This window comes from Thalassoroseus pseudoceratinae, assembly GCF_011634775.1.
Lineage (GTDB): Bacteria > Planctomycetota > Planctomycetia > Planctomycetales > Planctomycetaceae > Thalassoroseus > Thalassoroseus pseudoceratinae.
Genome location: NZ_JAALXT010000004.1, coordinates 481,512 through 506,982, shown reverse-complemented (window position 1 = coordinate 506,982; position 25,471 = coordinate 481,512). Strand labels below are relative to the sequence as shown.

General features: G+C 55.0%; 20 protein-coding genes. 6 read left to right on the top strand and 14 right to left on the bottom strand.

The window, feature by feature from the left end:
* Positions 1-127 precede the first annotated feature (127 nt).
* The 3 genes from G6R38_RS16380 (at position 128) to G6R38_RS16370 (ending at position 6,287) form a co-directional block, all read left to right on the top strand.
* Positions 128-1,456, top strand: coding sequence for a hypothetical protein (locus G6R38_RS16380; RefSeq protein ID WP_166828082.1), 1,329 nt, complete (start codon positions 128-130; stop codon positions 1,454-1,456).
* A 144-nt stretch (positions 1,457-1,600) separates the two neighbouring features.
* On the top strand, positions 1,601-4,696 hold the full coding sequence (locus G6R38_RS16375) for a PSD1 and planctomycete cytochrome C domain-containing protein (protein WP_166828079.1): 3,096 nt from the start codon (positions 1,601-1,603) through the stop codon (positions 4,694-4,696).
* Positions 4,697-4,838: 142 nt separating this feature from the next.
* Positions 4,839-6,287, top strand: coding sequence for a DUF1501 domain-containing protein (locus G6R38_RS16370; RefSeq protein WP_166828076.1), 1,449 nt, complete (start codon positions 4,839-4,841; stop codon positions 6,285-6,287).
* 17 nt (positions 6,288-6,304) lie between these two features.
* On the opposite strand, the gene G6R38_RS16365 is transcribed toward G6R38_RS16370, so the two are convergent.
* Entirely contained in the window at positions 6,305-6,889 is a 585-nt protein-coding gene (locus tag G6R38_RS16365; RefSeq protein WP_166828074.1) for a methylated-DNA--[protein]-cysteine S-methyltransferase, read from the bottom strand.
* Positions 6,890-7,154: 265 nt separating this feature from the next.
* On the opposite strand from G6R38_RS16365, the gene G6R38_RS16360 reads away from it, so the two are divergent.
* On the top strand, positions 7,155-7,898 hold the full coding sequence (locus G6R38_RS16360) for a hypothetical protein (protein WP_166828072.1): 744 nt from the start codon (positions 7,155-7,157) through the stop codon (positions 7,896-7,898).
* A 59-nt stretch (positions 7,899-7,957) separates the two neighbouring features.
* On the opposite strand, the gene G6R38_RS16355 is transcribed toward G6R38_RS16360, so the two are convergent.
* The 13 genes from G6R38_RS16355 to G6R38_RS16295 form a co-directional block, all read right to left on the bottom strand.
* Entirely contained in the window at positions 7,958-8,434 is a 477-nt protein-coding gene (locus tag G6R38_RS16355; RefSeq protein WP_166828070.1) for a hypothetical protein, read from the bottom strand.
* Between the two features lie 346 nt (positions 8,435-8,780).
* Complete coding sequence (locus tag G6R38_RS16350; protein WP_166828068.1) at positions 8,781-9,179, bottom strand: FoF1 ATP synthase subunit delta/epsilon; 399 nt, start codon at positions 9,177-9,179, stop codon at positions 8,781-8,783.
* Positions 9,180-9,248: 69 nt separating this feature from the next.
* A complete protein-coding gene (gene atpD, locus G6R38_RS16345) occupies positions 9,249-10,703 on the bottom strand; it encodes a F0F1 ATP synthase subunit beta (RefSeq protein ID WP_166828065.1) in 1,455 nt (484 codons plus the stop codon).
* A 65-nt stretch (positions 10,704-10,768) separates the two neighbouring features.
* Positions 10,769-11,653, bottom strand: coding sequence for an ATP synthase F1 subunit gamma (gene atpG / locus G6R38_RS16340; protein WP_166828063.1), 885 nt, complete (start codon positions 11,651-11,653; stop codon positions 10,769-10,771).
* Entirely contained in the window at positions 11,654-13,189 is a 1,536-nt protein-coding gene (gene atpA / locus G6R38_RS16335) for a F0F1 ATP synthase subunit alpha (RefSeq protein WP_166828061.1), read from the bottom strand.
* Positions 13,152-13,733 (bottom strand): ATP synthase F1 subunit delta, encoded by a 582-nt coding sequence (atpH, locus tag G6R38_RS16330; protein WP_166828058.1) that lies wholly within the window; start codon positions 13,731-13,733, stop codon positions 13,152-13,154. Before atpH ends, atpA begins: the two co-directional genes overlap by 38 nt.
* A 94-nt stretch (positions 13,734-13,827) precedes the next feature.
* Positions 13,828-14,469, bottom strand: coding sequence for a F0F1 ATP synthase subunit B family protein (locus tag G6R38_RS16325; RefSeq protein WP_166828055.1), 642 nt, complete (start codon positions 14,467-14,469; stop codon positions 13,828-13,830).
* A gap of 84 nt (positions 14,470-14,553) precedes the next feature.
* A complete protein-coding gene (locus tag G6R38_RS16320) occupies positions 14,554-14,853 on the bottom strand; it encodes an ATP synthase F0 subunit C (protein ID WP_206028612.1) in 300 nt (99 codons plus the stop codon).
* A gap of 98 nt (positions 14,854-14,951) precedes the next feature.
* Complete coding sequence (gene atpB, locus G6R38_RS16315; protein WP_166828052.1) at positions 14,952-15,941, bottom strand: F0F1 ATP synthase subunit A; 990 nt, start codon at positions 15,939-15,941, stop codon at positions 14,952-14,954.
* Positions 15,942-15,944: 3 nt separating this feature from the next.
* Positions 15,945-16,442 carry a hypothetical protein gene (locus G6R38_RS16310; protein ID WP_166828049.1) on the bottom strand — a complete coding sequence of 166 codons (498 nt, stop codon included), beginning with the start codon at positions 16,440-16,442 and terminating at the stop codon, positions 15,945-15,947.
* 47 nt (positions 16,443-16,489) lie between these two features.
* The gene (locus G6R38_RS16305) at positions 16,490-16,753 is read right to left on the bottom strand and encodes an AtpZ/AtpI family protein (protein ID WP_166828046.1); all 264 of its coding nucleotides are present in this window, start codon (positions 16,751-16,753) and stop codon (positions 16,490-16,492) included.
* Positions 16,754-16,850: 97 nt separating this feature from the next.
* A complete protein-coding gene (locus G6R38_RS16300; protein ID WP_166828043.1) occupies positions 16,851-17,888 on the bottom strand; it encodes an SMP-30/gluconolactonase/LRE family protein in 1,038 nt (345 codons plus the stop codon).
* On the bottom strand, positions 17,885-19,423 hold the full coding sequence (locus tag G6R38_RS16295) for an alpha/beta hydrolase-fold protein (protein ID WP_166828040.1): 1,539 nt from the start codon (positions 19,421-19,423) through the stop codon (positions 17,885-17,887). The genes G6R38_RS16300 and G6R38_RS16295 overlap by 4 nt, the downstream gene beginning before the upstream one ends.
* Positions 19,424-19,685: 262 nt before the next feature.
* On the opposite strand from G6R38_RS16295, the gene G6R38_RS16290 reads away from it, so the two are divergent.
* On the top strand, positions 19,686-20,600 hold the full coding sequence (locus G6R38_RS16290) for a LysR family transcriptional regulator (RefSeq protein ID WP_166828037.1): 915 nt from the start codon (positions 19,686-19,688) through the stop codon (positions 20,598-20,600).
* Between the two features lie 192 nt (positions 20,601-20,792).
* Positions 20,793-25,421 (top strand): glutamate synthase large subunit, encoded by a 4,629-nt coding sequence (gltB, locus tag G6R38_RS16285; protein WP_166828034.1) that lies wholly within the window; start codon positions 20,793-20,795, stop codon positions 25,419-25,421.
* The last annotated feature ends 50 nt before the right edge of the window (positions 25,422-25,471 follow it).

Sequence of the window (25,471 nt, the reverse complement as noted above, 5' to 3'; positions counted from 1 at the left end):
CTGACAAATCGAATGTGAAATTTGTCCATGTCTTTATGCGTTCTCGTGGAAGGTGTTGTCGTCGCGATGTGCGAGGAAATCGCGTACACTCGGGGAATTGTGGACCGGTTGGAATGGGGAATCCTCGATGAAAAAGTTGGCATGCTTGGTGATGCTGAGTACGCTCGTCTGGAGTGGTTGTTCCGGCGATCCGCCCGAACCACCGGCACCGTCCGCAAATCCCGAACCGACCGAGAATGCGAACGGCTCGACACCGCAACTCGCCCCCACATCGAAACGGACGGTGTTGGCGACGGTTTTGGAAATGCGTCAGGGGATTCGTGATCGCCAATTGCAAGTTCCGTGGTATTTGCTTCCGTCTGGATTCCGCGACGATGTAGAATCCCTCATTCACGAATTCGCCGACCGAGTCGATGAGGAACTTTGGCGAAACGCCTTCAACAGTTGGCGGAAAGTGCATGCCGTTCTCGATCAACAAACCGACTTCGTCCTCAATCTGCCGGGGCTTGAAGAACTAAGCTCGGTCGAACAGGAACGACTGCGGAATCGGCTGGTCGAAGTCGCTGGGATGTTGCAGACGATTTTGGAAAGCGACCTGTCGAGCCTGACGAAACTTCGCCGAATCAGCATTGGAGAATTTCTCAAAGCGAATGGAGCGGAGTGGATTTCGTCCATCGAGGATGTGAATGACTCTTCGCCGTCGCGACTCGGTGAAGAATGGCTTTTCCCGCTGAATGCGGAACCACGCGTGTTGACGGAAGACGCAACGACGGCCCGAATTGGTTGGGTACAAGCGGGTGCCGAAGAGCCGACTCGCGACGAATTGTGGGTTCGTCACGAGCGTTCGTGGATGCCGGCGGATTGGCTCGCCGTCTGGGAGCAAGTGCGTCTGGCCCGACGAAAGTTGCAATCGACAACCGAACCGCTGGGAGCGGTCGAGAACCGTTTGCAATCACTGCGACAAGCCGACCGAGTTTTGACCGAACTGACAGCGGCGACGACCGCGAAGAAGTTCACTGAGATTTGGGAGCGGGATGTGAATGCGGTGGTGCGTGATCAAATCATCGGACAACTCCGCACCTGGGCTGGCGTCGAGACTTCCATCACCACGACCGGACCCGCTACGGACGAGTCGACGACATTAACTGAGAATGCCGGTCCGGTTCCCATCACCAACGCCACCCAAGAGGATTATGTGACGGTCGAGGTGCGGGGAAAACTCGATGAGTCCGCGGAGGACGTGCTGTTTCTTGCTTTGGAAGCCGCCATCGCCGGGGATGCCGATGTTTTGGAGCTTCCGGGACAAAAGCATTGGACGAGCCAAGTGGGTCCCGTTCGAGATGTGTCGGCGTTCGCGAAACGACTGCGAGTTGGACGGTTGGTCGAAGTCGATCCCGATAACCGGCGGATCGTTTTGGAGTGGACGGAAGTGCCTGGTTTCCGATCACTAGACTGATCTGATAGAATTGATGCGTTACTGAAGACCATGCAACCGGTGCTCAGCTTTTCGTCTGAGTCGTCGGTGGATAAGCAGGTTGCTGACTTGTGACCGCTGGTTCTCAGTCTTTCGACTGTGCCCATACGACACGAGGTTTCATTCATGGAAATCCGTTTCTGTTATTTCGCCGCGATTGGTGTTTTGCTTTCGATCCCTGGAACGGCCGCAAGTGCGGAGCCCGTGGATTTCAACAGGGACATCCGCCCGTTGTTGTCGGATCGTTGCTATCACTGTCATGGTCCGGACGGCGAACATCGCGAAGCCGGTTTGCGGTTGGACACTGAAGAAGGTGCATTGGCGGAAACCGATTACGGCAACCACGCCATCGTGGCCGGTGATCGCGATCAGTCGGCCATTTGGGAGCGAATCACTTCGACCGATCCCGACTTGAAAATGCCGCCTCCGGATTCGGGACGAAAACTCTCGAAAGAGGAAGTCGAAACGCTTGGGCGTTGGATTGATGCTGGTGCACCGTGGGCGAATCATTGGTCCTTCATTGAGCCTCGCAAATCGGATTTGCCACCGACGAAGTGGGAAGAACTCGTCAAGAATCCCATTGATCGGTTCGTGTTCGCACGTTTGGAGAAAGAAGGGCTATCGCCGTCTGCGGAAGCTGATCGAGAAACCTTGATTCGTCGTGTGACCTTCGACCTGACGGGGTTGCCGCCGACGTTGGACGAGATCGATGCGTTTCTTGCAGATGAATCGCCGGATGCATACGAGAAGGTCGTCGATCGGCTGTTGCGATCACCCCGCTATGGCGAGCACATGGCGCGGTATTGGTTGGATGCCGCCCGCTACGGAGACACGCACGGTTTGCATCTCGATAACGAACGCAGCATTTGGCCGTACCGGGATTATGTGATCGATGCGTTCAACAACAACAAGCCGTTCGACGAGTTTACCGTCGAGCAGATCGCGGGGGATTTGTTGCCGGAACCGACGTTGACGCAACGGATCGCCACCGGCTTCAATCGTTGCAACGTGACGACCAGCGAAGGCGGTTCAATCGCCGAGGAATTTCGTGTCCGGTACGCCATCGACCGCACCGAAACGTTAGGCACCGTTTGGATGGGACTGACCGTCGGTTGTGCGGTCTGTCATGATCACAAATACGACCCGATTTCTCAGGCCGAGTTCTTCCAACTCTATGCCTACTACAACAGCACCGCCGACAAAGCGATGGACGGCAACGCACTTCTGCCGCCGCCGTCTGTGCGAGTTCCCACGAAAGAGCAACTCCAAGAAATCGCCGACTTGCAAGCGAAGGTCACGAAAATTGAACACACACTGACCACCAAGGCGATTCACTATCCCTACCAAGATCCTGGCCCCGACGCCGACAAGTCTGCGGGATCACTGCACGAGTTTGTTTGGATCGAAGACGGTCTTCCATCGGGGGCGAAACCGATGGGCAATTCCCCCTGGGAGTTCGTGACCGACCCCGTCTTCAGCGGCGAGAAAGCCAGCAAACGGACAGCAAAAGAACTCAGCCAGCATTTCTTTCAAGACGCATCACCGGGGTTGCTGATTGGCGAGAACGACACGCTGTTTGCGTATGTGTATCTCGATCCGAAGAATCCGCCGCAAGAAATCATGCTGCAATTCAACGACGGCAGTTGGGATCACCGTGCTGTTTGGGGAGCCGACAAAATCGATTGGGGCCAGAAGGACACCCCCAGTCGTCGCTTCTTCGGAGAGCTACCAGAACCCGGGAAGTGGGTCCGTCTGGAAGTCAAGACGCAGGACGTCGGATTGAAACCGAACAGTGTGATCAAAGGCTGGGCATTTACTCAGTTCGGTGGCACTGTCTATTGGGACAAAGCGGGAATCATCTCGCAGAATCGCCAAGCGGGAGCGGGATTCGCCTCGCAAACGGCTTGGGAAGAATCGGTGGCCGCTCGCAATTATGACGGTCTCGCTCCCGATTTGACGGCTGCCCTGAAGGTCACATCGGCAGAGCGTTCCGAATCGCAAAGCGAACTCGTCAAAGCCTATTTCATCAGCGAAGTTTACACGAAATCCCGACCGGAATTCGATCAGCTGCGAACGGAGTTAAAGCAGACTCGCGAGCGAATTGCCGCGATCGAAAAGAACGCTCCCAGCACACTTGTGATGGCAGACCAACCCAAGTTGCGACCGACCTACGTGTTGGAGCGTGGCGAATACGACAAACCGGACAAAGAGCGGGAAGTCTTCCCGAACGTGCCCAGCGTGTTGCCCGCATTGCCGGAAGACGCCCCGAGGAACCGCTTGGCAATTGCCCAGTGGTTAGTCAGCGACACGCATCCACTAACGGCTCGCGTGGTCGTCAATCGGTATTGGCAGAGGTTTTTCGGAACCGGGCTTGTCAAAACCGCTGAGGATTTTGGAGCCCAGGGCGATTGGCCATCTCATCCCCGATTGCTCGATTGGCTTGCCGTCGAGTTCCGTGAGAGTGGTTGGAACGTGAAACAGATGCAGAAACAAATCGCGATGTCGCACACCTATCGACAGTCCAGCCATGCGACCAGTGAGGCGTTCAAGCGAGACCCCGAAAACCGCCTGCTCGCGCGTGGTCCACGCTTCCGTTTAGACGCTGAGATGCTTCGAGATTATGCCCTCGCCACGAGTGGTTTGCTGGTCGAACAAATTGGCGGCAGAAGTGTGAAGCCGTATCAACCGGGCGGGTTGTGGAAAGCCGTCGGGTACACGTCCAGCAATACCGCGAACTTCAAGCAAGACGCCGGTCACGCCCTGTATCGCCGTAGCATGTATACATTCTGGAAGCGAACGAGCCCGCCGCCGTCGATGGCCACTTTCGATGCCCCGACACGTGAAGCATGCACCGTGCGGCGTCCGCGAACGAACACTCCGTTGCAAGCCCTCGTGCTGATGAACGACACGCAGTACGTTGAAGCGGCTCGGCATTTCGGTTCGCGAATTGTTCAAGAAGGTGGCGAGTCCGATGAGGGGCGACTGACGTTCGGTTTCCGAATCACCACGGGGCGTGTTCCTCAACCGCAGGAACTTACCGTCTTGACCAAGGTACTGAACCAGTATCGTCAGCAATACGAAGATCAACCGGAAGCGGCTACGAAGTTGTTGGCTGTCGGAGATTCACCAGCAACCCCAGCCGACAATCCCGGCGAGCAAGCCGCGTGGACGATGATCGGCAGTTTGCTGATGAATCTCGATGAAGCCATCACCAAAGGGTGAGTCACGATGCTGGTGCCGCGACTCTATGAGCTGTGCTTCACCGGGAACATTGCTCAACACGGCTCGCAGAGTCGTGGCACATATTGACTCAACAAATGCAGTTTGGCGATTACAAGTTGATAGACATTTCAGGAACGCAATCATGCATCCGCTTTTGCAAACTCGCCGACACTTCTTCAGTCGCACGGCAACCGGTATCGGCACTGCGGCATTGGCCTCGCTGTTGAATTCCTCGAACTCGGCCGCCGCGAATGAGCCGTCGCAACAAACGGGCGGCGTGCTGAGTTCGCTGCCGTTCCCTGCGAAAGCGAAACGGGTCATCTATCTGTTTATGTCCGGAGCGCCGTCGCAACTCGACACCTTCGACTACAAGCCGAAGATGGACGCGATGTTCGACAAAGACCTGCCGGATTCGATTCGGCAAGGTCAGCGATTGACCACCATGACCAGTGGTCAAAAACGCTTTCCGATCGCACCGTCGAAATTCAAATTTGCTCAACACGGCAAGAGCGGCGCGTGGGTCAGCGAATTGCTGCCGCACACCGCGAAGATCGTGGACGATTTGGCGTTCATCAAAACCGTCAACACGGAAGCGATCAATCACGACCCCGCAATTACCTACATTCAAACCGGCTCACAGCAACCGGGCCGTCCGAGCTTGGGAGCGTGGTTGTCTTACGGACTCGGCCAGGAAAACCAGAACCTGCCGGGTTTCGTGGTCTTGCACTCGACTTGGAGCGCCAAACGTGACGCCCAGGCGATTTACTCGCGATTGTGGGGCAGCGGCTTTTTGCCGTCCAAACACCAAGGGGTGTCGCTGCGTTCCAAAGGCGATCCGGTATTGTATCTGTCGAATCCTCCCGGCGTCGATGGGCAAACGCGTCGGACCATGCTGGACGCACTCGGACAACTGAACCAGCAGCAATTCGATACCGTTGGCGATCCAGAGATCAACACGCGAATCGCTCAGTACGAGATGGCCTACCGGATGCAAACGTCCGTCCCGGATTTGATGGATCTCAGTGGCGAACCGAAACACATCCTGGAGCAGTACGGCCCCGATGTCACCAAGCCAGGCACCTTTGCGGCCAACTGTCTACTCGCTCGCCGTCTGGCTGAACGGGACGTGCGATTCGTGCAAATTTTCCATCGTGGCTGGGATCATCATGGTGCGTTGCCACGTGATCTGCCGTTGCAATGTGGCGATGTCGATCAACCTGCGGCCGCGTTGGTTCAAGACCTCAAGCAACGCGGATTACTCGATGACACGCTCGTGATTTGGGGCGGCGAATTCGGACGCACGATCTATTGCCAAGGTGGTCTGACTCGGCAGAATTACGGACGCGACCATCACCCGCGTTGTTTCACCGTCTGGATGGCTGGCGGGGGCGTGAAGGGCGGCATCACGTATGGGGAAACGGATGACTTCAGCTATAACGTCGTCGACAAACCCGTCCACATTCACGATCTGAACGCAACCGTTCTGCGGTGCTTAGGCATCGACCACGAACGTTTGATCTACCGCTTCCAAGGTCGAGACTTCCGCCTCACCGACGTGCATGGCAACGTCGTCGAGGAGATTCTGGCCTAACGAGAGACTGACTTCACTCACACGAATTCCGCGAACAACGAGCGGGCGTGGCCTTCTGAGGGGACATGACAACGGCTTTCCAAGTCGAGCAGTTGTCTCTTGAGTGTCACCCCACCCGGTGCGGAGAAACCGCCAAACTGTCCACTTGAGGGAACAACCCGGTGGCAGGGAATGATCACCGGCATGACGTTATTTGCCATCACACTTCCGACGGCTCGGGCTGCCTTTGGTGATCCGGCGCGACGGGCCAGTTCTCCGTAGGTTACGGTTTCGCCGTGTTCAATCGCTCGGCAAGCGGTTAGGACATTCGATTGGAACGAGGTCAGGCGAGACCGTCGCACCAAAATGTCCTGGAAGTCGTCGATCTCCCCAGCGATGTAATTCTTGAACCGATTTTGCAACAAGAGTCCGTCGTTGTTCCTAGATTTCAAGCCCGGAACTCGCTGCTTCAGGGCCTTCCAAGCCGCGGATTCGGTCCGATGGCCAATCACGACCCCGATAATCGCTCCATCCACGTGCGCATAGCCCCACCAGCCCAACGAGGTCGAGAAAACATAACCGGATGGCATTTCGTTTGCGGACATCGTTGGCTGAGTTTCCATGGCAGTCTCGATAAATGTGGGACTTTGACCTCATTTCTCAACCAAGATAGAATACACTCAAGCACAATTCCGTTCGACCCTGATGAACTAATTTTGATCTTCACGGCTAAACACGACGTTTAGCATGATGCATGGATGGGCAAACGTGCGAGCAAGATGTGCACGCCCAGACTTTCACTCACGCGCGGGGGATCACTCGACAAGCCATCGAGGCGACGGCTCATGTCGGGCGGACCACGTGCCCTGAATTGATGAGGTGGATCCGATGAATCTTTACGATTCGATCGCGGATGAATTTTATATCAACATGAATCTCAGCACGGAGATGAAGCTACCGGAAAGCCGCGAAACGATACTCAATTTCTTTGAACGGATCCAAAAAACCTACCCGACCATGCGAAATTTCTACACCCGAGAGAACGGGGATTTCGTGTTGGAAGAGGATAAGGAGCAGGGCAGCCAGCGGTGGTTATCTCTCGAGCCACGTTGTATCTGCAGCGGTCAGGTGAACCCCGCCGATGTGGACTTGGCTGTCGAGCAACATTCCACCGTGTTGCAATTGGTTCCGTACATGCTGTCCGTGAGCCCGCTGGACTGCGAAGCCTTGGATTACATGATGGGCTTCGATTTCTCCTACCAAGGCAACCACGATCAGTTGGTCGCCGAGGCACTCGGAGCGGGACCCGCATTTGATGGTCTGGTGGATGTACCGGGAGCAAGAATTCTCAACTACAAGCCGTCCATGACGCTTGTGTTGGATGAGGATTGTCGCCAGTGGGCACGTTTGCTGGTCGAAACGCGGACAACGCCCTATCAATTGCGTCGCGGTGAATTCTCCGAAGACCAAATCAGCGTTTACTTTACCGTCCGCCAATACGGCAGCCTCGACCCGGGCGCGTCCTACGAGAGCGAATTGGCCGTTCTGCGAGCCAAGTGCGAAGAATTGCTGGACCGGTTCGTGGTCGACCAAGTCCTTCGACCGCTTGCCCAAGCCATCTCGGCCCGCTGAGACGACTTAGGTTAAGTCACAAGACGCTTCGGTAAAATCTTGTTCCATTCCGCGGTTTGTCAGGCAGCACGCCGAAATGTGTGCTGTCGGCGACCGCGTTTTTCTTCGCTGACTGATGCGTGTGCTTGATCGATTCGGATGGAAAGCTGTTTCTGCGCTTCCAACAACATCGCGGCGATGTCCGCCTGTGCGATTTCTTGCTGATCGAGACAAGCCGAGCGTTGATCAAGCTGATCACTGACGACTTCCAATTGATCGATGAGATCGTGGAGTTCGTCCAGCAATTCAGTCGTCTGACCACCCACCTCAAGAGCAGGGGCAGCATCTTGTTGTTCCACCGAAAAATTCGCCACTCGGTGCAGCAAAGCACTCGCACCAAGCTCCCGGTTTCGTTCAAACGCGTCGACCAGCTGTTCTTCCTGCTCGATGAGTTCAACTAGTTCAAGGACGGAAAGCTCGTTGAGACTGTCTTCATCGAAGCCAGTCCCAGCTTCGGAGCCTTCCAACTGCAATCGGTCATCGGTATTAAAAGCCAAATTGGAATCCTTGGCATTCAGCCGAATATGGCATGAGCGATGCAAACGGTGGACGAACCACCTGCATAAAACAGATTCTCGAACTTCGTCTGCACGCAGACTTGCGGGCATTTGAGAAGTATCGGAACTGTCAACTCAGAAAAGAATCTGCAACCCAATGGTTGGTCATGGTTCGCAGGTCTCGCAAAATACGGCGATCGACCAAACCAACCAGAAGAGGTTTCGTCAATTGACGAGGGATCGCATGAGAGATTCGGCAGCGTTCGGTTTGCGCCCGATTATATCGATCAGGCAAGTCTCCGAACGTATTGCCAGCGACTCTGAAATCTCGAACACGTCCTCGATGTTACGAAACGATGTCGAGCATGCGGCGTGCTCGTTCTTGCTCGCGGAGCTTATGAGCGTATTCTTCGTCGGTGGACGCGGGTAGGGCATTGGCAGCGGTCAAGGCTTCTTCTGCCGTTGATCGCTGCAAGTCATCTTTGGCGATCGCACGCTCTGTCAGCAGCGAGACCACACCATCAACGATCTGAACAAATCCGCTATCAATGAAGTAGGACTTATGCTCCGAGCCGATTGTCACTTTCAACTCGCCGTATCCCAATCGGCCAACCAACGGTGCTCGCTTAGGCAAGATACCAATGGAGCCGTCGTACAAAGGAAACTGCAGCGAATCTGCCGGAGTCGACAACACAGTCTTCTCCGGAGTCGTGACGACAAGTTGTAATCGATCGGAATCGGCCATGCCGTTCTGCTCAAATCTACGAAGTTGAGTGTCTCAAAAAGTTTCCACGCTAGTCGCCGCCAAGCGTGCCTATTCCTGCATCTTCTTGGCTTGTTCTTCCGCTTGTTCGATCGACCCGACGTATCGGAACGCAGACTCAGGGAGATGGTCCCATTTACCGTCGCAGATCTCTTCGAAGCTGCGGATCGTGTCGGCCAGCGAGGTCACTTCACCCGGCTTGCCGGTGAACGGCTCGGCGACGATGAACGGTTGCGAGAGGAATTGCTCGATTCGACGAGCACGATGCACGACCTGCTTGTCTTCCTCGTTCAATTCATCGACCCCGAGAATCGCGATGATGTCTTGGAGTTCACGGTATCGTTGCAGAATTTGTTGCACGCGACGGGCACAGTTGAAGTGGCGTTCGCCGACGTACTGCGGGTCGAGAATTCGGCTGGAAGACGCCAGTGGGTCGATCGCGGGGTACAAACCACGTTCCGCAATTCGTCGTTCCAGGTAGATGAACGCGTCCAAGTGGCTAAACGCCGTCGCAGGAGCAGGGTCGGTCGGGTCGTCCGCAGGCACATAGACGGCTTGCACCGACGTGATTGCTCCCTTGTTCGTCGAGGTAATCCGTTCTTGCAGTTCACCCTGTTCGGTTCCCAGGGTTGGTTGGTAACCCACAGCGGACGGCATCCGTCCAAGCAACGCCGACACTTCCGAACCAGCTTGCGAGAAACGGAAGATGTTGTCGATGAAGAGCAGGGTGTCCATCCCGGTTTCATCACGGAACCATTCGGCCATCGTGAGAGCGGACAAAGCCACCCGCAAACGAGCACCTGGTGGCTCGTTCATCTGACCGAAGACCATACAAGTTTGCTCGATGACGTGACGAATCCGGCCGGTTTCGTCTTTCCCCATCTCCGTTTCTTGCATTTCGAGCCAGAGGTCGTTTCCTTCGCGGGTTCGTTCACCGACGCCGGCGAAGACCGCGTAACCACCGTGTTGACTGGCGATACGGGCGATCAACTCGGTCAAAATGACGGTCTTACCAAGACCGGCACCACCGAACAAACCAGCTTTCCCACCACGCACGAACGGGGTGAGCAAGTCGACCACTTTGATCCCGGTTTCGAACAGCTCGGTTTTGGCCGAGAGGTTCGTCAGGTCGGGGGCAGGGCGGTGAATTGGCCAGCGAACATCGTGTTCGACATCCCCGCGACCGTCGATCGGCTCACCGAGAACGTTAAACACGCGACCGAGTGTTCCTTTTCCAACGGGAACGGAGAGTGGAGCACCCGTATCGGTGACTTGCATGCCACGAACCATGCCGTCGGTCGATCCCAATGCCACACAACGAACCCGACCCCCACCGAGGTGCTGTTGCACTTCGCCGGTCACTTTGATCGGGACGCCTTTGACTTCGGTATCGACAACGCAAGCGTTGTAAATGTCAGGCAATTGCGAATCATCAAACTCGGCATCGAAAATTGAACCGATCACCTGAGTGACTTGACCGACATTGGTCGCTGTGGCTGTAGACATAAGTGTAAGTCCAAATTCAGTCGCTTGGTGTCTGCTAAGTCCGATCGATCAAACCCGATCGGTATCTATTCGAGGGCTGCGGCTCCACCGATAATCTCAGCCAACTCGCTCGTAATTTGTTGTTGTCTTGCTCGGTTGTAACGTTGTTTCAGAGCGCCGATCATCTCGTCTGCGTTTTCCGTGGCGCCCTTCATGGCAACCATTCGGAAGATCTGCTCACTGACAGCGGCATCTAAAAAGCACTTGAATAAACGAGCCTTGAACGCAGCGGGAACGATTTCTTCGAGGATCTCGTTCGCGGATGGCAGAAACTCGTAGTCCACCGACGCTTGAGGCTCCGCTTCCTGTTCCTCTTCACTTCCTTGTAGGTTGCCGATCGGAAGCAGGGTCTCCACCAACGCTTCCTGACGACTCGCTGTTCGGAACTCCATCCAGGCCACGTCCAGTCGGTCAATTGTACCGTCCGTGAACTCGGAAATGTATCGTTCGGCTAACTCGTTGACTTCCTCAAACGAGGGCTTATCTTCAAAGTGCGTGTAAGTCCGTTCGAGTTCATAACCTTGGAATCCCATCACCGAGATTCCACGCTTGCCCGCGACTTCCACTTGCGTGGTGACATCGGAACCCCGCAGTTCTTGGACTCGGGAAATTCCCTGACGCAAGACGCTGGCATTGTACCCGCCACACAAACCGCGGTTTGCGGTAATGACGAGGACAATTGCGTTTTTGACCTCATCACGCTGTTGCAACAGCGGATGCTCGATCTTGAGATCTGCTTGGGCCAGATCCGCCACGATTTCGTTGATCTTCTTGGTATAAGCCGACGCTTCGGTGGCGCGGTCCATCGCCCGTTTGAAGCGGGCGGTGGCAATCAACTCCATCGTGCGGGTAATTTTGCGGATATTCCGCACCGCCCGCAGACGTTTGATAATCGCTCGGGCTTTAGCCATCTAAGCGGTTTCCTCTTCAGTCTTGTAGGTCCGGGCTGCCCAGTCGGAGAAGTGCTTGAGAGCCTCTTTCAACTCGGTCTCATGCTCGTCACTCAAAGCCTTGGATTCATCAAGCTTTTTCCACAACTCGTTCTTCTCGTCCCGCATGTACCGAAGGAGTTCTTCTTCAGCTTCCGGCACTTTGTCGACAGGAACTTTGTCGAAATAGCCCTTGGTTCCCGCGTAGATACTAATGACCTGGTCGGTCGTATCCATCGGGTTGTACTGCTTTTGCTTGAGCAGTTCGACCATTCGATAACCACGATCCAGTTGCCGTTGAGCCGCTGGGTCAAGTTCGGTTCCGAGTTGGGCGAACGCTTCCAATTCACGGAAGGCCGCGAGGTCGAGCTTCATCCCGCCGGCCACTTTCTTCATGGCCTTGGTTTGGGCGTTTCCACCCACACGGGACACACTAATCCCCACGTTAATCGCCGGACGAACACCCGCAAAGAACAAGTCCGGCTCGAGGTAAATCTGACCATCGGTAATCGAAATCACGTTGGTCGGAATATACGCCGAGACTTCCCCTTCTAGGGTCTCAATGATCGGCAATGCCGTCTGCGAACCGCCACCAAGCTCGTCGCTCAGTTTTGCGGACCGTTCGAGCAAGCGACTGTGAGCGTAAAACACGTCACCCGGATAGGCTTCACGCCCCGGAGGACGACGCATCAACAACGACAGTTGTCGATAAGCCTGGGCTTGTTTCGACAAGTCATCGTAGACCACCAACGTGTGCTTGCCGTTGTACATGAAGTGCTCGGACATCGCACAACCGGCGTATGGTGCAATGTATTGCAGCGGGGCCGGGTCGGAGGCTGCAGCGGAGACGACGATGGTGTAATCCATCGCTCCGTGCTCTTTGAGTGTTTCCACAACCTGTCGAATGTTCGCTTGGCGTTGACCACAACCGACGTAGATGCAGATAACATCGCCGCCTTTTTGGTTGATGATCGCATCCAACGCAATCGCGGTTTTCCCGGTTTTGCGGTCACCAATGATGAGTTCCCGTTGACCGCGGCCGATCGGCGTCATGGCGTCGACAGCTTTGATCCCGGTTTGCATCGGCTGCTTCACCGGCTGGCGGGCCACCACACCAGGTGCGGCAGTTTCCAACGGGCGTGTTTCCGTGGCAGCGATTGGGCCTTGACCGTCAATCGGATTTCCGAGTGGATCGACAACACGACCAATCAGTGACTCCCCAACTGGCACCGAGAGCAATTCACCGGTGGCACGGACTTCGTCACCTTCTTGGATCGTCTTATAGTCACCCAGCAGGATGATCCCGACGGAGTTTTCTTCCAGGTTGAAGACCAATCCGTTCACGCCGTTCGGGAACTCGACCATTTCTCCCGCCATCGCGGAAGAGAGACCGTAGACCCGAGCGATCCCGTCACCAACTTCGAGCACACGCCCGACTTCGGTGGTTTGGATTTGACCTTCAAAATCGCGAATTTCCGCTTCAAGAACTGAAGCGATCTCTTGCGCGTTGAATTTCATGATGGCTCCTCTGACGCAGCCGCCCGCGCAGCTGTTTCATGCGACTGCGGAGTGATGAATCGTAAACAGTATCTCCAATTTGGATGATGAGTCCGCCGAGGAGTTCCGGTTGAATTTCGACTTCCAGCATCGGCTCGAAGGGTAAACGACTTCGTAGCTGATCCTGAATTTGCTGATGTTGCTCATCCGTTAACGCTCGAGCCGTCCGGATCACAACGGGTTGGCGTCCATGGAGTCGATTATTCTCGATCGCTGCCATTTTCATCACTAATGGCAGCAGTTCCATCCGTTGATTGCGAACGAGGACTCGCAGAAAATTGGCGAACAGGGGCGTACTACGGGGAGCAACAACCCGTTCGATGAAACCTAGCTTATCGTCTTGGTTGACCACTGTTGAAAACAGGAGGTCACGGAATGCAGGATTCTTGTCGAGTACGTCGTCGACAAAGGATTGACCTTCTTCGAGAATCTGATCCCCATCGGCAGCGCCTAGCAGGGCATTGGCATAGACCTTTGCAACTGCTTGAGCACTTGGATCCTGCATAATGCTAGGGATCTTGGTTGGTATTGATTCCGACTCGGTCATAACCTGACTTTCGACGCCGTACTAGAGACGTTAAGACTCGAGAACTAAACAATTAACGCTTTGTCGAAAACTGAGCGAGAGCATCGTTGATGAGTCGCGATTGGTCTTCGTCCGACAAACTTCGGCCAAGAACATGTTCGGTGGCATCAGCAACTCGCGCTGACATCGCATCGAATAGTTCTTGAACTGCTTGATCCTTTGCCCGTTCGATTTCTTCGAGAGCTTTCTGCTTTCGGCTTTCCGCTTCGCGGTCGGCTTCGGCGAGTTTCTCGGCTCGCAGAGCTTCGGCTTTTGCGTTGGCTTCGGCGAAAATCTCTCGCACGCGATCGTCCGCGGCTTCCAGTTGTCCTTCGTAGTCCTTGCGAAGCTGTTCCGCTTTCTCGCGTTCGACTTTCGCTTCCTCGATGTTGTTGCGGATGCGATCTTCGCGTTCCGCCAACGCCTTGGAAATCGGCCGGAAGGCAGTCGATGTCAGGATCACCAGCAAGAGGATGAACACGATGAAAGTGTAGACAGCCAAGTCGGCACGTGGGTCGAGCCCCGCTTCAAGGTCCACTAGTTCAGCGGCCTCATCTTCGGGGGCGACACCAATATGGACGTGGTCACCGTGTCCGTGTCCCTCTTCTGCTGCCACAACCCAGCGAGGCTGAATGGAAGCACTCAGAAGAAGCAATATGATTAGACAAAATCTCACAGCCGAAGCTCCTGACGCAAGTTTCTGGAACCGAATCGCTGTCTCGATACGAAGAAGCAACGAGCTAGCAATGCATCTTCGGAATCAAAGACCGACGAACAAAGCGGCGAAGGTGAAACCTTCGATCAGTGCTGCCGCGATGATCATGGCCAACTGAGCGTTACCAGCAATGCTGGGCTGACGCGCCATTGCTTCCAGTGCAGCGGTGGCAATTCGGGAAATCCCGTAGGAAGCACCGATCACGATCAAACCTGCACCAAACGCACTTGAGAATTCAATGGCTGCCCGGCCGGTTTCGCCTTCACCATCTTGCGCCATGGCTGGAGCAGCGAAGACCAAGAGCAATACAACCACGAGCGAGCCAATACGTACCAACTTGTTCACGAGTCACGTCTCCCTAGTTGTGGGAAAAAGAAAAAGCCTTTGAAAGTCTTCAACCAATTTGTTGACTACAGTTTAAATATTATGGCTTCAATGAAACCTTAGTGTTCGTGTACTGCCGAACCGATGAAGAGTGATGCGAGCAGAGCAAAAATATACGCCTGCAACACAGCAACAAAGAGTTCCAGCAAACTCAGAACAGTCGTTCCAATGACGCCCGAGAAGGCTGCAATTCCGTAAGGAATATTAGGGTCTTTCGCCGCAGTGATCACCAAACCCAGGATCGCTAACAACACTAAGTGACCAGCAGCCATGTTTGCAAACAAACGCAGTGCCAACACGGCGTGTTTGATGAACATCCCTAAGACTTCAATCAGGAAGATAAAGACCTTGAGCGGTGAAAGGGTCCAGTGCAAGTCCATCGTTGGAACAAACCCTGACCATAACCACTTCGGCCCAAATTCTTGAAGCCCGCCCGTAAAGACGGCGACAAGCACTGCGAAGGCAAGAGCCAGTGTGCAACTCAATGCGGCGGTTGCGGTACCCATCCACGGTACCAAGCCGAGCAAGTCACAGAAGAGAACGAAGAAGAAAATTGTCCAAATCAAGGGGAGGAACTTTGATGCCCCGTGATGAATGTTCGCCTTGACGATGTCGACGCGGACGAATTGCATCACGCTTTCAACAAGGTTCGGCAATCGCCCTTTTGGTGGACCGTCGGAATTGACTTTCTTTGCCATCCAACGAAAGAGCAGGATCATAAAGATCGCGACTGCTAACTCAAGCACCATAAACTTTGAGAACGCGAAGGGCGTCTCCGAGCGGTAGAGTGACTTGAGTTTCACACCCGGCGGTTGCGGGATGAGAATCTTGCCCGCCATTTGAGTGTTGAACTCATGCAGGGCGTGTTCGGTTTCGGCTTCGGTTGGAGCCTTGGTGACGCCACCTTCTTTAGTGAGGTGGAAGTCATCTTTATGGAGTTCCAGCAAGAACTCCGGGACGTCATCTAAACTTTGATAGTTCGGCTTCCAAAGGAACTTGGGAACCTCAAAGTAGTAGCTATCTTTGATGTGAAGAAGATCGCTTGCCATTGCTTAGACCGCCTCCACCTCGTTAGAGCTTGTCGATGCCAACTGCGACCTCATTAACCATAAGCTGAGTGCTGTCTCTGCTGTTAATGTCAGCAGGAAGAATGCCACAACAGCAAACCGAAAGCCGGATTGTTCGGCTGCTTCCCAGCGTTTCAGGATAATCAGTGCCCAAGTAAAGACAAAAGCCGTTCGGACGAGCATGCCGCCGAATGCGGCAGCGATCGCGTGTTGAGGCTTCCGAAACAAGACATGGACAGCGAGAGCCAACAGGCCGCCGAGCCAACAAATGAGAGCAGCGAAGCCAGCCGCCCATGCCCCATCGACGCCATACCGTGATTCAAAGAACCACAGTGCCAATGGCAGTGCAAGCACGACCGTGGCGGTCAATAGCCCACATGACGCAATAGCGCGTTTGGCGGGGCTTGCCTGCGATGGTTGGGTGGAAACGCTCACAAGATCGTTGGCGAAATTCGAGTCGGCATGAATGTGATGTTGAGTCACCTGAATAGTCTTACTGTCAGCCAGAGTCAAGCGACTTAGTTAAAACTTTATGATTCGTCTTGTTTTCCGGAGTCAGGTGGTTGTGATGCTGGCGGATTGAATGAACTTGTCATTCGCAGAAGGTGCCAAATTCCAATCACGAGTCCAAAAATGAAACCAATGACGACGCAGTATTGGGTACCCCAAGTGGAGTCGAGCCAACGTCCGAATAGACCGGGGATGACCATCTCCGCAACAACGGTGGTGATGCGGGCGACCCATGCCATTCCCGCGGCGAGCGGTGAAGTGGCGGGTTTGCGGTCATTAGGCATATTCGAGTTCGCAGTGTAAAGAGGCGATGAGGCGCGGTCAAAGCCGTGTTGGAGATTCCAACCGTTTTCTTAAAAGTGAGAAGCAAGATTCGCGAGATTACTGTTTTTGGGTGGTGTGAAAACCGGTCGTCTTGAGTTTGATGCGGTACAGTCCCTTGCCAGCCGTGACGAACAGTGTGTTGGCTTGGTCGCCGATGCCGAAGCTGCAGTTCGTTGGCAGGTCCGGTGTTGGGATGTAGGCCAGTTCTTTGCCTTTCGGTGTGTAAACAATGATTCCGAAACGTTCCGGCTGTCGGACGGCGGCGTAGATGCGACCGTCGGTGTCGATGGTCATGCCATCGGTTCCGGTTTGCTTGCCGAAGTCAACGAGCACGGTTTTTTTCCCTAAGGAACCATTCTGCTTGATCCGAAACGCGTTGAGCGTCATGCGTCCTGGGTTGTCGCGACCACCGGTCTTCCGCACATCGAGGCTGCCGTTGTTGGTCTCGGCCACATAGAGCGTTTTGCCGTCTGGGGAAACATGCACGCCGTTCGGTTTTTCGATCCCGTTCTTCCCTTTGCTCTTGGTCACACGATGGACGCTGCCGTCGGTGTCGAGTCGGTACACGCTCATGACGTCCATTTCAACCGACTCATCTCCGGCGTAGCGGGGGTCGGTGAAATAGACGCTCCCATTTGGGTGGACAACAAGATCGTTCGGAGAGTTGAGGCGTTTGCCTTCAAACTCTTTCACGAGCGAGTGGACTGAGCCGTCTTTGCGAACTTCGACGAGCGCCCGCAAACCGCCCATCGCTCCGCAGCAGCCGAGCAGTCGGCCGTTCTTGTCGAACATCAGTCCGTTGCTCTTGCCGCTATCTTTGCAGAAGACGCTGGTTGCCTCGGTTTTGGGGTCAAACTTGAGGATGCGACCGACGCCGTCTTCCGCGAAGGCGATGTCGCTGAAATAGATCGTTCCATCGGGAGCCACAGCGACGCCTTCGGTGAATTCTCCCTCGTTCCAGAGTTCTTCCAGCTCCGCGTTCTTCGGCAGAATGGAGGAGTCGCCAGTTGGTGCATCGGCGGCGAATGAAGACGGGCATGTCGTGCCGACGATTAGTGCCATCAGTAGAAGGCTTGGAGCGAGTCTGGTTGTCATGGTTGCGGCGATCCTGATTTCACGGAATGGTGCTGAAGGAATTGCTCGGCCATTTCCTTGCGGATGCGTTGGCGTAGCTCCTGACTCATCAGCGTGCCGTGATCTTTGCCGGGATGCAACTCGACGACGGCATCGCTGCCCAAATTCTTCAGAGATTCCTTGAGCCGCTTGGTCGCCCCTTCAAGATAGAAGGTGTCTTCTTCTCCCATGAAGACGTGGATTTTCCCGGCCAGTTTTTCATTGAGCTTGTCCCAATTACGCTCGAGATACAGACGGATGTCGTACTTCTTCCAGGCGTTGGCGACATCGCTATTGATTTCACCGGTCTCGCGATCCCAGAGCAGGGCAGGGGTTTCGGCGGCGGTTCTTGGGCTAAATACCGCCTCAAAGCTATGGAGTTGTCCGCCCGGACCGAGTGTGTCTTCCATGTCCGCGAAATCCCGGTACCACACCAAGACCTCACCGTTTCGTCGTGCCAAGGGACGCCGTTTGCCGTCGGCATCGCGGTACATGTTCTCGCCTTGTTGATAGAGATTGATTCTTTGGAAGTTGCGGAAGTCGACAGGGTCCGGAGCGGTGCTCCATACGCCGCCGAAGGTGTCCGGGTGTGTGATCTGCACCCAGAGACTGCTCCACCCGCCGGAAGAATGGCCTGTAAGAAAGCGAGCGGTTGGCTTGGCGATCGTTCGAAATTCTCGATCGAACGCCGGAAGAAACTCTTGGACGAGTGCAGTCCCAAATGGGCCGTTGTTGGCGGAGTCGGCGAACACATGGTGTCCCAGGGGGCAACTCGGGTCCAGCATGACACGAATGAACTCTACGCCCTCGGGGTTGTCCTCTTTAACGGGGCGGTTTCGGTACCCATGTCGGTGTGTTCCGCCAAAGCCCGGGATATTGAATATCGTGGGATATCGTCGCTGCGGTTGGTTGTAGTAACTGTCCGGCAAGATGACGGCCGCCCGGAGGAAGACATCTTTTCTGTGAAAATCACTTAACAACTCCGAGTGAACTCGCAGCAATTTGGTCCATTTGGAATCGGGCCAAGGTCGCTCAGGAACGGTTTTGGTGAGTCGCAAGACGACTTTGTCCAGGTTGTCCTTTGTGAGTTCGACGACATCGCTGTAGGCGTTGCCCGTGCCGGTTCCAACTTCGCGTTCCCAGGGGTTCCAGCGGGCCACCGCCTGTGCTTTGAAGTCGGTCCATTGAATGGAATCCAACGAGCGGGGAAATGTGGCGAGGTCTGGGGCGGAGAGTGAAATTGTTAGTGGTTCGTCAGGTTTCCAGTCTGTAACGTGTTTTGTCACAAAGGGTTCCGGATGAAACCAGTTCGGGCCGAATCGGGGTTCTTGGTTGGACTTCCCAAAGAAAATGGTGACTTGCCCGGTGTAGGGGCGGCTGCGAAGGGATTGATCAAACCGCAACTCAAATGTGGGGGCGTCAGCCCTAACACGAGAGGCATGGGCGACGAGCCAGATCAGGCAAAATGCCAGGCGGAGTCCGTGAAAGCGAGTTTGGTCACAAAGACGCGAAATCATATGAAAAATCCTCGATTGGAAGGCGGCCACGTTTTCGCGGTTGACCAATGCATCAGCCGAAAGAAGACGCTTGACGAATCGGTGGCGAAGACGGTACCTTTATCCTGAATTTTGATTCGCTTTTGGATTGATAATTACTTTTGCTAATGTCTTGGATGGACCCAACAAATCGCAACCTGTTGTCCCGACCGCAATCGTCTTCCACGAGCGGTCAGGAAAATGTTTCCGTCGAAACCTTGGCCCGAACACCTGCTGACCATCCATGCATTTGCGGAACGTCGAGATTTTCTGTGAGGTCGTGAGTCGTCGGAGCTTTTCGAAAGCTGCGGAGGTTCATCACGTTTCACAGTCGGCGGCCAGTCAGTCGGTTCATCATCTGGAAAAACGGTTGGGCGTGCAACTGATCGATCGATCGAAACGCCCGTTTGAACTCACCGCTGCTGGTCAGATTTATTACGAAGGTTGTCGGGACCTGCTTGATGGTTTCCGACGGATCGAAGACCAAGCCCGGGAAGCAGAGAATCTTGTCGCCGGTCGCGTGTGTGTGGCGTCGATTTACTCGGTGGGACTGCTGCAAATGGATGCTTATGTCAAGCAGTTCCAGCGTCGCTATCCGGAAGCGGAGTTGCAGTTGGAGTATCTGCATCCCGACGAGGTTTATGAACGCATCTTAAATGATGCAGCGGATTTAGGGCTTGTGTCCTTTCCGCGAGATGGGGGCGAAATTGGTTCGATTCCCTGGCAGAACCAGGAATTGGTGTTGGTCGTTCCCAAGACGCACCCACTTGCGAAACAAGAGTCCATACAACCGGGGCAGATCGACGGTGAGAAGTTTGTTGGTTTTACGACGGAATTGACGCTCCGTCGCCGCATTGACCGTTGGTTGAGACGAACTCGGGTTGCGGTGGATGTCGTGCACGAGTTTGATAATGTTGAAACGATTAAGAGGGCCGTCGAGATCGGAGCGGGAATTTCCCTATTGCCCGAGCCGACAGTCCTCAGAGAACGCGATGCCCAAACGCTCGCGGTTGTTCGCCTGGACATTTCCCAGGTGGAACACGACGATGGAGAATGGACTCGCCCACTCGGGATTGTGCACAAGCGGCACAAAGCATTCTCATCGGCTGCCCAACGATTCATCGATCTGCTCAGAAGTGACATCCCGGCAGTCGTTTAAAGTCGTTTGATTCGAGACCCCAGCAATATCCACCAGATAGGGCCTATTGAAGCGATGGCAACCGCAACCGTTCCGATTGAAAGTTTTTGTGAGACCACAACGTCGAGATAATTCGAAGCCAGTCTGAAACCACATATTTCGGCTGCTATCAAAGTCCAGCTCAGTATTTTGCGTGATCTAGCGAGTAACCTCATGACAATTCTTCCGTTTCCTTCCGATCGCTTTGACGCTTCCAATCCACTTTCCGGTGCGCCTGCCCGGAATGCGATCGCTAAAAACGGATTGCCCGATGCTCACGGGCTCTACGACCCCGAAAACGAACACGACTCCTGCGGCGTGGGATTCGTGGCGAATATCAAAGGCAAGCGTTCGCGACAAATTCTCGACGATGCGGATCGCATTCTGATTCACATGACCCACCGTGGAGCTTGCGGTTGTGAAGAGAACACCGGCGACGGAGCCGGCATGTTGACCGCGTTGCCTTATGAGTTTCTGGAGAAAGTCGCACCGGAAGCGGGAATCGAACTTCCCGAACGCGGGCGATACGCAGCCGGTTTGGTTTTTCTGCCAACCGACGAAGCCGAACGGGAAGAATGCAAACGCCTCATCGCGGAGATCGTGGCAGAGCAGGGGCAGCAACTTCTCGGTTGGCGGGACGTTCCCCAAGATGCTGACAACGCGAACATCGGCCCGACCGCTCGGGCTGGCGAACCGCAAATGGAAATGCTGTTCATCGGTGCCGAAGACGGGATCGAAACCAAAGCCTTCGAACGACAATGCTTCCTGATTCGCAAGTGGATCAGCCGTCGCGTTCGGGAAGAGAGTGAACTCTCGCAGCGGTTGATGTTCTACGTGTGCTCGCTGTCGCCGAACATTCTCATCTACAAGGGCATGTTGATGCCCTCGCAGTTGATGCCGTACTTCGCCGACTTGCGTGATCCCGATTACACCAGCCATCTGGCGATGGTGCACTCCCGATTCAGCACGAATACCTTCCCGAGTTGGGACCGGGCTCAGCCATGTCGGATGATGGCACACAACGGTGAAATCAACACCGTTCGTGGGAACGCAAACTGGACGTTCGCACGCCAAGGCTTGATGAAAAGTGACCTGTGGAAAGACGATATCCGCAAGCTTTTCCCAGTGATCGAAGCGCGTGGGTCCGACTCGAACCGTTTCGACAACGCTTTGGAAATGCTGTACCACTCCGGTCGGGAACTGCACGAAGCTGTGCTGATGATGATTCCCGAAGCGTGGCAGAATCACGCCACGATGCCGGAAGAAAAACGGGCGTTTTACGAGTACAACTCGGCCGTCCAAGAACCGTGGGACGGACCGGCATCGGTCTCGTTTACGGACGGGCACTACATCGGAGCCGTTTTGGACCGCAATGGTTTGCGTCCGAGTCGGTATTACGTCACGCACGACGATCGCGTTGTGATGGCGAGTGAAGTCGGCGTTTTGGATATCGAACCCGAGAACGTCAAAATCAAAGGTCGTCTACAACCCGGCCGGATGTTCCTGGTCGATTTCGAGCAGGGCCGTCTGATCCCGGATGAAGAAATCAAACACGCTGTTGCTTCCGAACGACCTTACGGCGAATGGTTGCGGGAACAACGGATCGAGCTGAGCGAACTGCCGCACGATAATGTTCCGGAACAACCGGACCCCGATTTCCTGCTCGATCACTTGCAAGCGTTCGGTTACACGATCGAAACGCTCAAGTTCATGTTGATTCCGCTGGTCAATGTCAAGAAAGACCCGCTGGGATCGATGGGTGACGACGCGGCGTTGGCGTGTCTCTCCGATCAACCACGAATGCTCTACGACTATTTCAAGCAGCTGTTCGCTCAGGTGACGAACCCGCCGATCGACGCGATCCGCGAAGAAGTCATTATGTCGTTGGAGTGCTACATCGGTCCGGAAGGCAACTTGCTCGATGTCACGCCGGAACACTGTCACCGTCTGCGAATTCCGCATCCGATTCTCACCAACGAAGAATTGGCCGCGCTCAAGCAGCTTGATCATCGGGGTTGGAAGTCGAAAACCATCGACATCACCTGGCCGCGTTCCGAAGGAGCCGACGGAATGTTGCGGGCTCTTGACCGAATCCGCGATGAAGCTCGGCAAGCGATTCAAGATGGATACAGCTTGGTGATTCTGTCTGACCGGGCCGTGAGTCATGAGCAGGTTGCGGTCCCGTCGTTGTTGGCGTCGGGTACGGTGCACCATCACCTCGTCGCGCACGAGGAACGCACCAAGGTGGGGATCGTTTTGGAGTCCGGCGAGGCTCGGGAAGTTCACCATCACTGTTGTTTGGTTGGCTACGGTGCCGACGCCATCAACCCGTACATGGCGTGGGAAGCATTGATTCAATCCCGTCGCGATGGCATTCTCGACGAGACTTGGACCGATGAGAAAATCATCGCCGCTTACCGTAAAGGTGTGGCGAAGGGCATGCTCAAAGTCATGGGCAAAATGGGCATCTCGACATTGGCCAGCTACAAAGGTGCCCAAATTTTCGAAGCGGTCGGGCTTAACGAAGACGTGATCAAAACCGCTTTCGTGGGAACTGCAAGCCGGATCAAAGGCGTTGGATTGGAAGTGATCGCCGAGGAATCGCTGCGACGACATGCGATCGGTTTTCCGGAACGTGACCAAGCCAAACTGCCACTGCTGCCGAACCCCGGTTTGTACGCCTATCGCAAAACTGGCGAGAAGCACTCCTGGAATCCGCATACGATTGCTGCGATTCAAACCGCCGCTCGCACCAACGATGCAACCGCCTACCAACGGTTCAGCGAAGCGGTCAACGAGGAAGCAAACCGCAATTGCACGTTGCGGGGCTTGCTGAAGTTCAAGCCGGGCAATTCCATTCCGATCGAGGAAGTCGAACCGGCTGCCGAAATCGTGAAGCGATTCTGCACCGGTGCGATGAGCTACGGTTCGATTTCCGCCGAATCGCACGAGACGCTGGCAATCGCCATGAATCGTCTTGGTGGCAAAAGCAATACGGGTGAGGGCGGAGAAGACTACAACCGTTTCACTCCCATGCCTAACGGCGATAGCAAACGATCGGCGATCAAGCAGATTGCCTCTGGTCGGTTTGGCGTGACCGCGTATTACCTCACGAATGCCGACGAACTACAAATCAAGATCGCTCAGGGAGCGAAGCCAGGGGAGGGCGGTGAGCTTCCCGGTTTCAAGGTGAACCGCATCATCGCCGCCACTCGGCATTCGACGCCGGGCGTGGGGTTGATCAGTCCGCCACCACACCACGACATCTACTCCATCGAAGACCTTTCGCAACTGATCTTCGATTTGAAGAATTCGAATCCGTCGGCTCGCATCAGTGTGAAATTGGTGTCTGAGGTCGGGGTGGGTACGATTGCCGCCGGTGTGGCGAAAGGGCACGCCGACAACATTCTGATTTCCGGATGCGAAGGTGGCACGGGGGCGTCTCCGTTGACGAGTATCAAGCACGCCGGGTTGCCTTGGGAGCTTGGCATCAGCGAGACGCACCAAACGCTGGTCATGAACGATCTCCGAAGCCGGGTCCGTCTGCAAACCGACGGCCAACTGAAAACCGGCCGGGATATCGCGATCGCGACACTGCTCGGTGCCGAGGAATACGGTTTCGCGACCGCTCCGCTGATCACGATGGGTTGCATCATGATGCGGAAGTGTCACCTCAATACTTGTCCGGTCGGCATCGCCACGCAGGACCCGGAACTCCGTAAGAAGTTCTCCGGCAAGCCCGAGCACGTCGTCAATTACCTCTTTATGGTCGCTGAGGAATGTCGGCAGATCATGGCGGAGCTGGGTTTCCGAACGATCAACGAAATGGTCGGACGAGTCGATATGCTTGAAGCGGATGACGCCATCGAGCATTGGAAGGCCAGGGGATTGGACCTGACGCCGATTCTCACCCCGGCTCTGAAACCCCATGACAATGTGCAAACCTACTGCACGATGGCACAGAATCATGGGCTCGATGAGGTTCTCGACAACAAGCTGATCGAGAAAGCCTGGACCGCGATCCATGAGGGCACGCCGGTTCGGTTTTCGATTCCGATCGAAAACATCGACCGCGCATTCGGCACAATGTTGTCGCACCAAGTTGCGAAGAAGTGGGAATCTCGCGGGCTACCCGATGACACCATTCACATCGACGTGACTGGCTCGGCAGGGCAAAGCTTTGGTGCGTGGTTGGCACCGGGAGTGACGCTCGAACTCGAAGGCGATGCCAACGACTACGTCGGTAAAGGTCTTTCCGGCGGACGGATCATCATTGCCCCTCCGAAGAACAGTGGTTTCGTGCCGGAAGAGAACATTCTCATCGGTAACGTGGCTTTGTACGGGGCTGTCATGGGTGAGGCGTATTTCCGCGGGATGGCCGCCGAACGCTTCTGCGTGCGAAACTCCGGGGCGAAGGCTGTTGTCGAAGGCGTTGGGGATCACGGTTGTGAATACATGACTGGCGGTCGTGCCGTCATCCTGGGACCAACCGGGCGAAACTTCGCGGCTGGGATGTCCGGCGGAATCGCCTACATTTACGATCCTGAAGATCAGTTCCGCATTAACTGCAATCTGGAAATGGTGGAACTGGAACGGCTGGAAGATTCCGACATCGTGGAACTCAAGGAATTGATCGAAAACCACGAGAAGTACACCGGTAGTACGGTTGCCCAGAAGATTCTTGAGAATTGGCAAACGTCGGTGTCGCAATTCGTGAAAGTCATGCCAACGGACTACAAACGGGCGTTGCAGGAGATGGCTGCCCAAGCCGGCGGTCAACAGACCGAAATGGCGACTTCATAGAGTGTTCACGAACAATGGGGGCCACGGTTCCGTGAGCTGTGGCCCATCCA

Coding starts and splice junctions, on each gene's coding strand:
- atpD (WP_166828065.1), bottom strand. CDS start 10,703: ATGTCTACAGCCACAGCGACCAATGTCGGTCAAGTCACTCAGGTGATC.
- atpG (WP_166828063.1), bottom strand. CDS start 11,653: ATGGCTAAAGCCCGAGCGATTATCAAACGTCTGCGGGCGGTGCGGAAT.
- atpA (WP_166828061.1), bottom strand. CDS start 13,189: ATGAAATTCAACGCGCAAGAGATCGCTTCAGTTCTTGAAGCGGAAATT.
- G6R38_RS16350 (WP_166828068.1), bottom strand. CDS start 9,179: ATGGCCGATTCCGATCGATTACAACTTGTCGTCACGACTCCGGAGAAG.
- G6R38_RS16305 (WP_166828046.1), bottom strand. CDS start 16,753: ATGCCTAATGACCGCAAACCCGCCACTTCACCGCTCGCCGCGGGAATG.
- G6R38_RS16360 (WP_166828072.1), top strand. CDS start 7,155: ATGAATCTTTACGATTCGATCGCGGATGAATTTTATATCAACATGAAT.
- atpH (WP_166828058.1), bottom strand. CDS start 13,733: ATGCAGGATCCAAGTGCTCAAGCAGTTGCAAAGGTCTATGCCAATGCC.
- G6R38_RS16380 (WP_166828082.1), top strand. CDS start 128: ATGAAAAAGTTGGCATGCTTGGTGATGCTGAGTACGCTCGTCTGGAGT.
- atpB (WP_166828052.1), bottom strand. CDS start 15,941: ATGGCAAGCGATCTTCTTCACATCAAAGATAGCTACTACTTTGAGGTT.
- G6R38_RS16375 (WP_166828079.1), top strand. CDS start 1,601: ATGGAAATCCGTTTCTGTTATTTCGCCGCGATTGGTGTTTTGCTTTCG.
- G6R38_RS16365 (WP_166828074.1), bottom strand. CDS start 6,889: ATGGAAACTCAGCCAACGATGTCCGCAAACGAAATGCCATCCGGTTAT.
- gltB (WP_166828034.1), top strand. CDS start 20,793: ATGACAATTCTTCCGTTTCCTTCCGATCGCTTTGACGCTTCCAATCCA.
- G6R38_RS16290 (WP_166828037.1), top strand. CDS start 19,686: ATGCATTTGCGGAACGTCGAGATTTTCTGTGAGGTCGTGAGTCGTCGG.
- G6R38_RS16300 (WP_166828043.1), bottom strand. CDS start 17,888: ATGACAACCAGACTCGCTCCAAGCCTTCTACTGATGGCACTAATCGTC.
- G6R38_RS16295 (WP_166828040.1), bottom strand. CDS start 19,423: ATGATTTCGCGTCTTTGTGACCAAACTCGCTTTCACGGACTCCGCCTG.
- G6R38_RS16370 (WP_166828076.1), top strand. CDS start 4,839: ATGCATCCGCTTTTGCAAACTCGCCGACACTTCTTCAGTCGCACGGCA.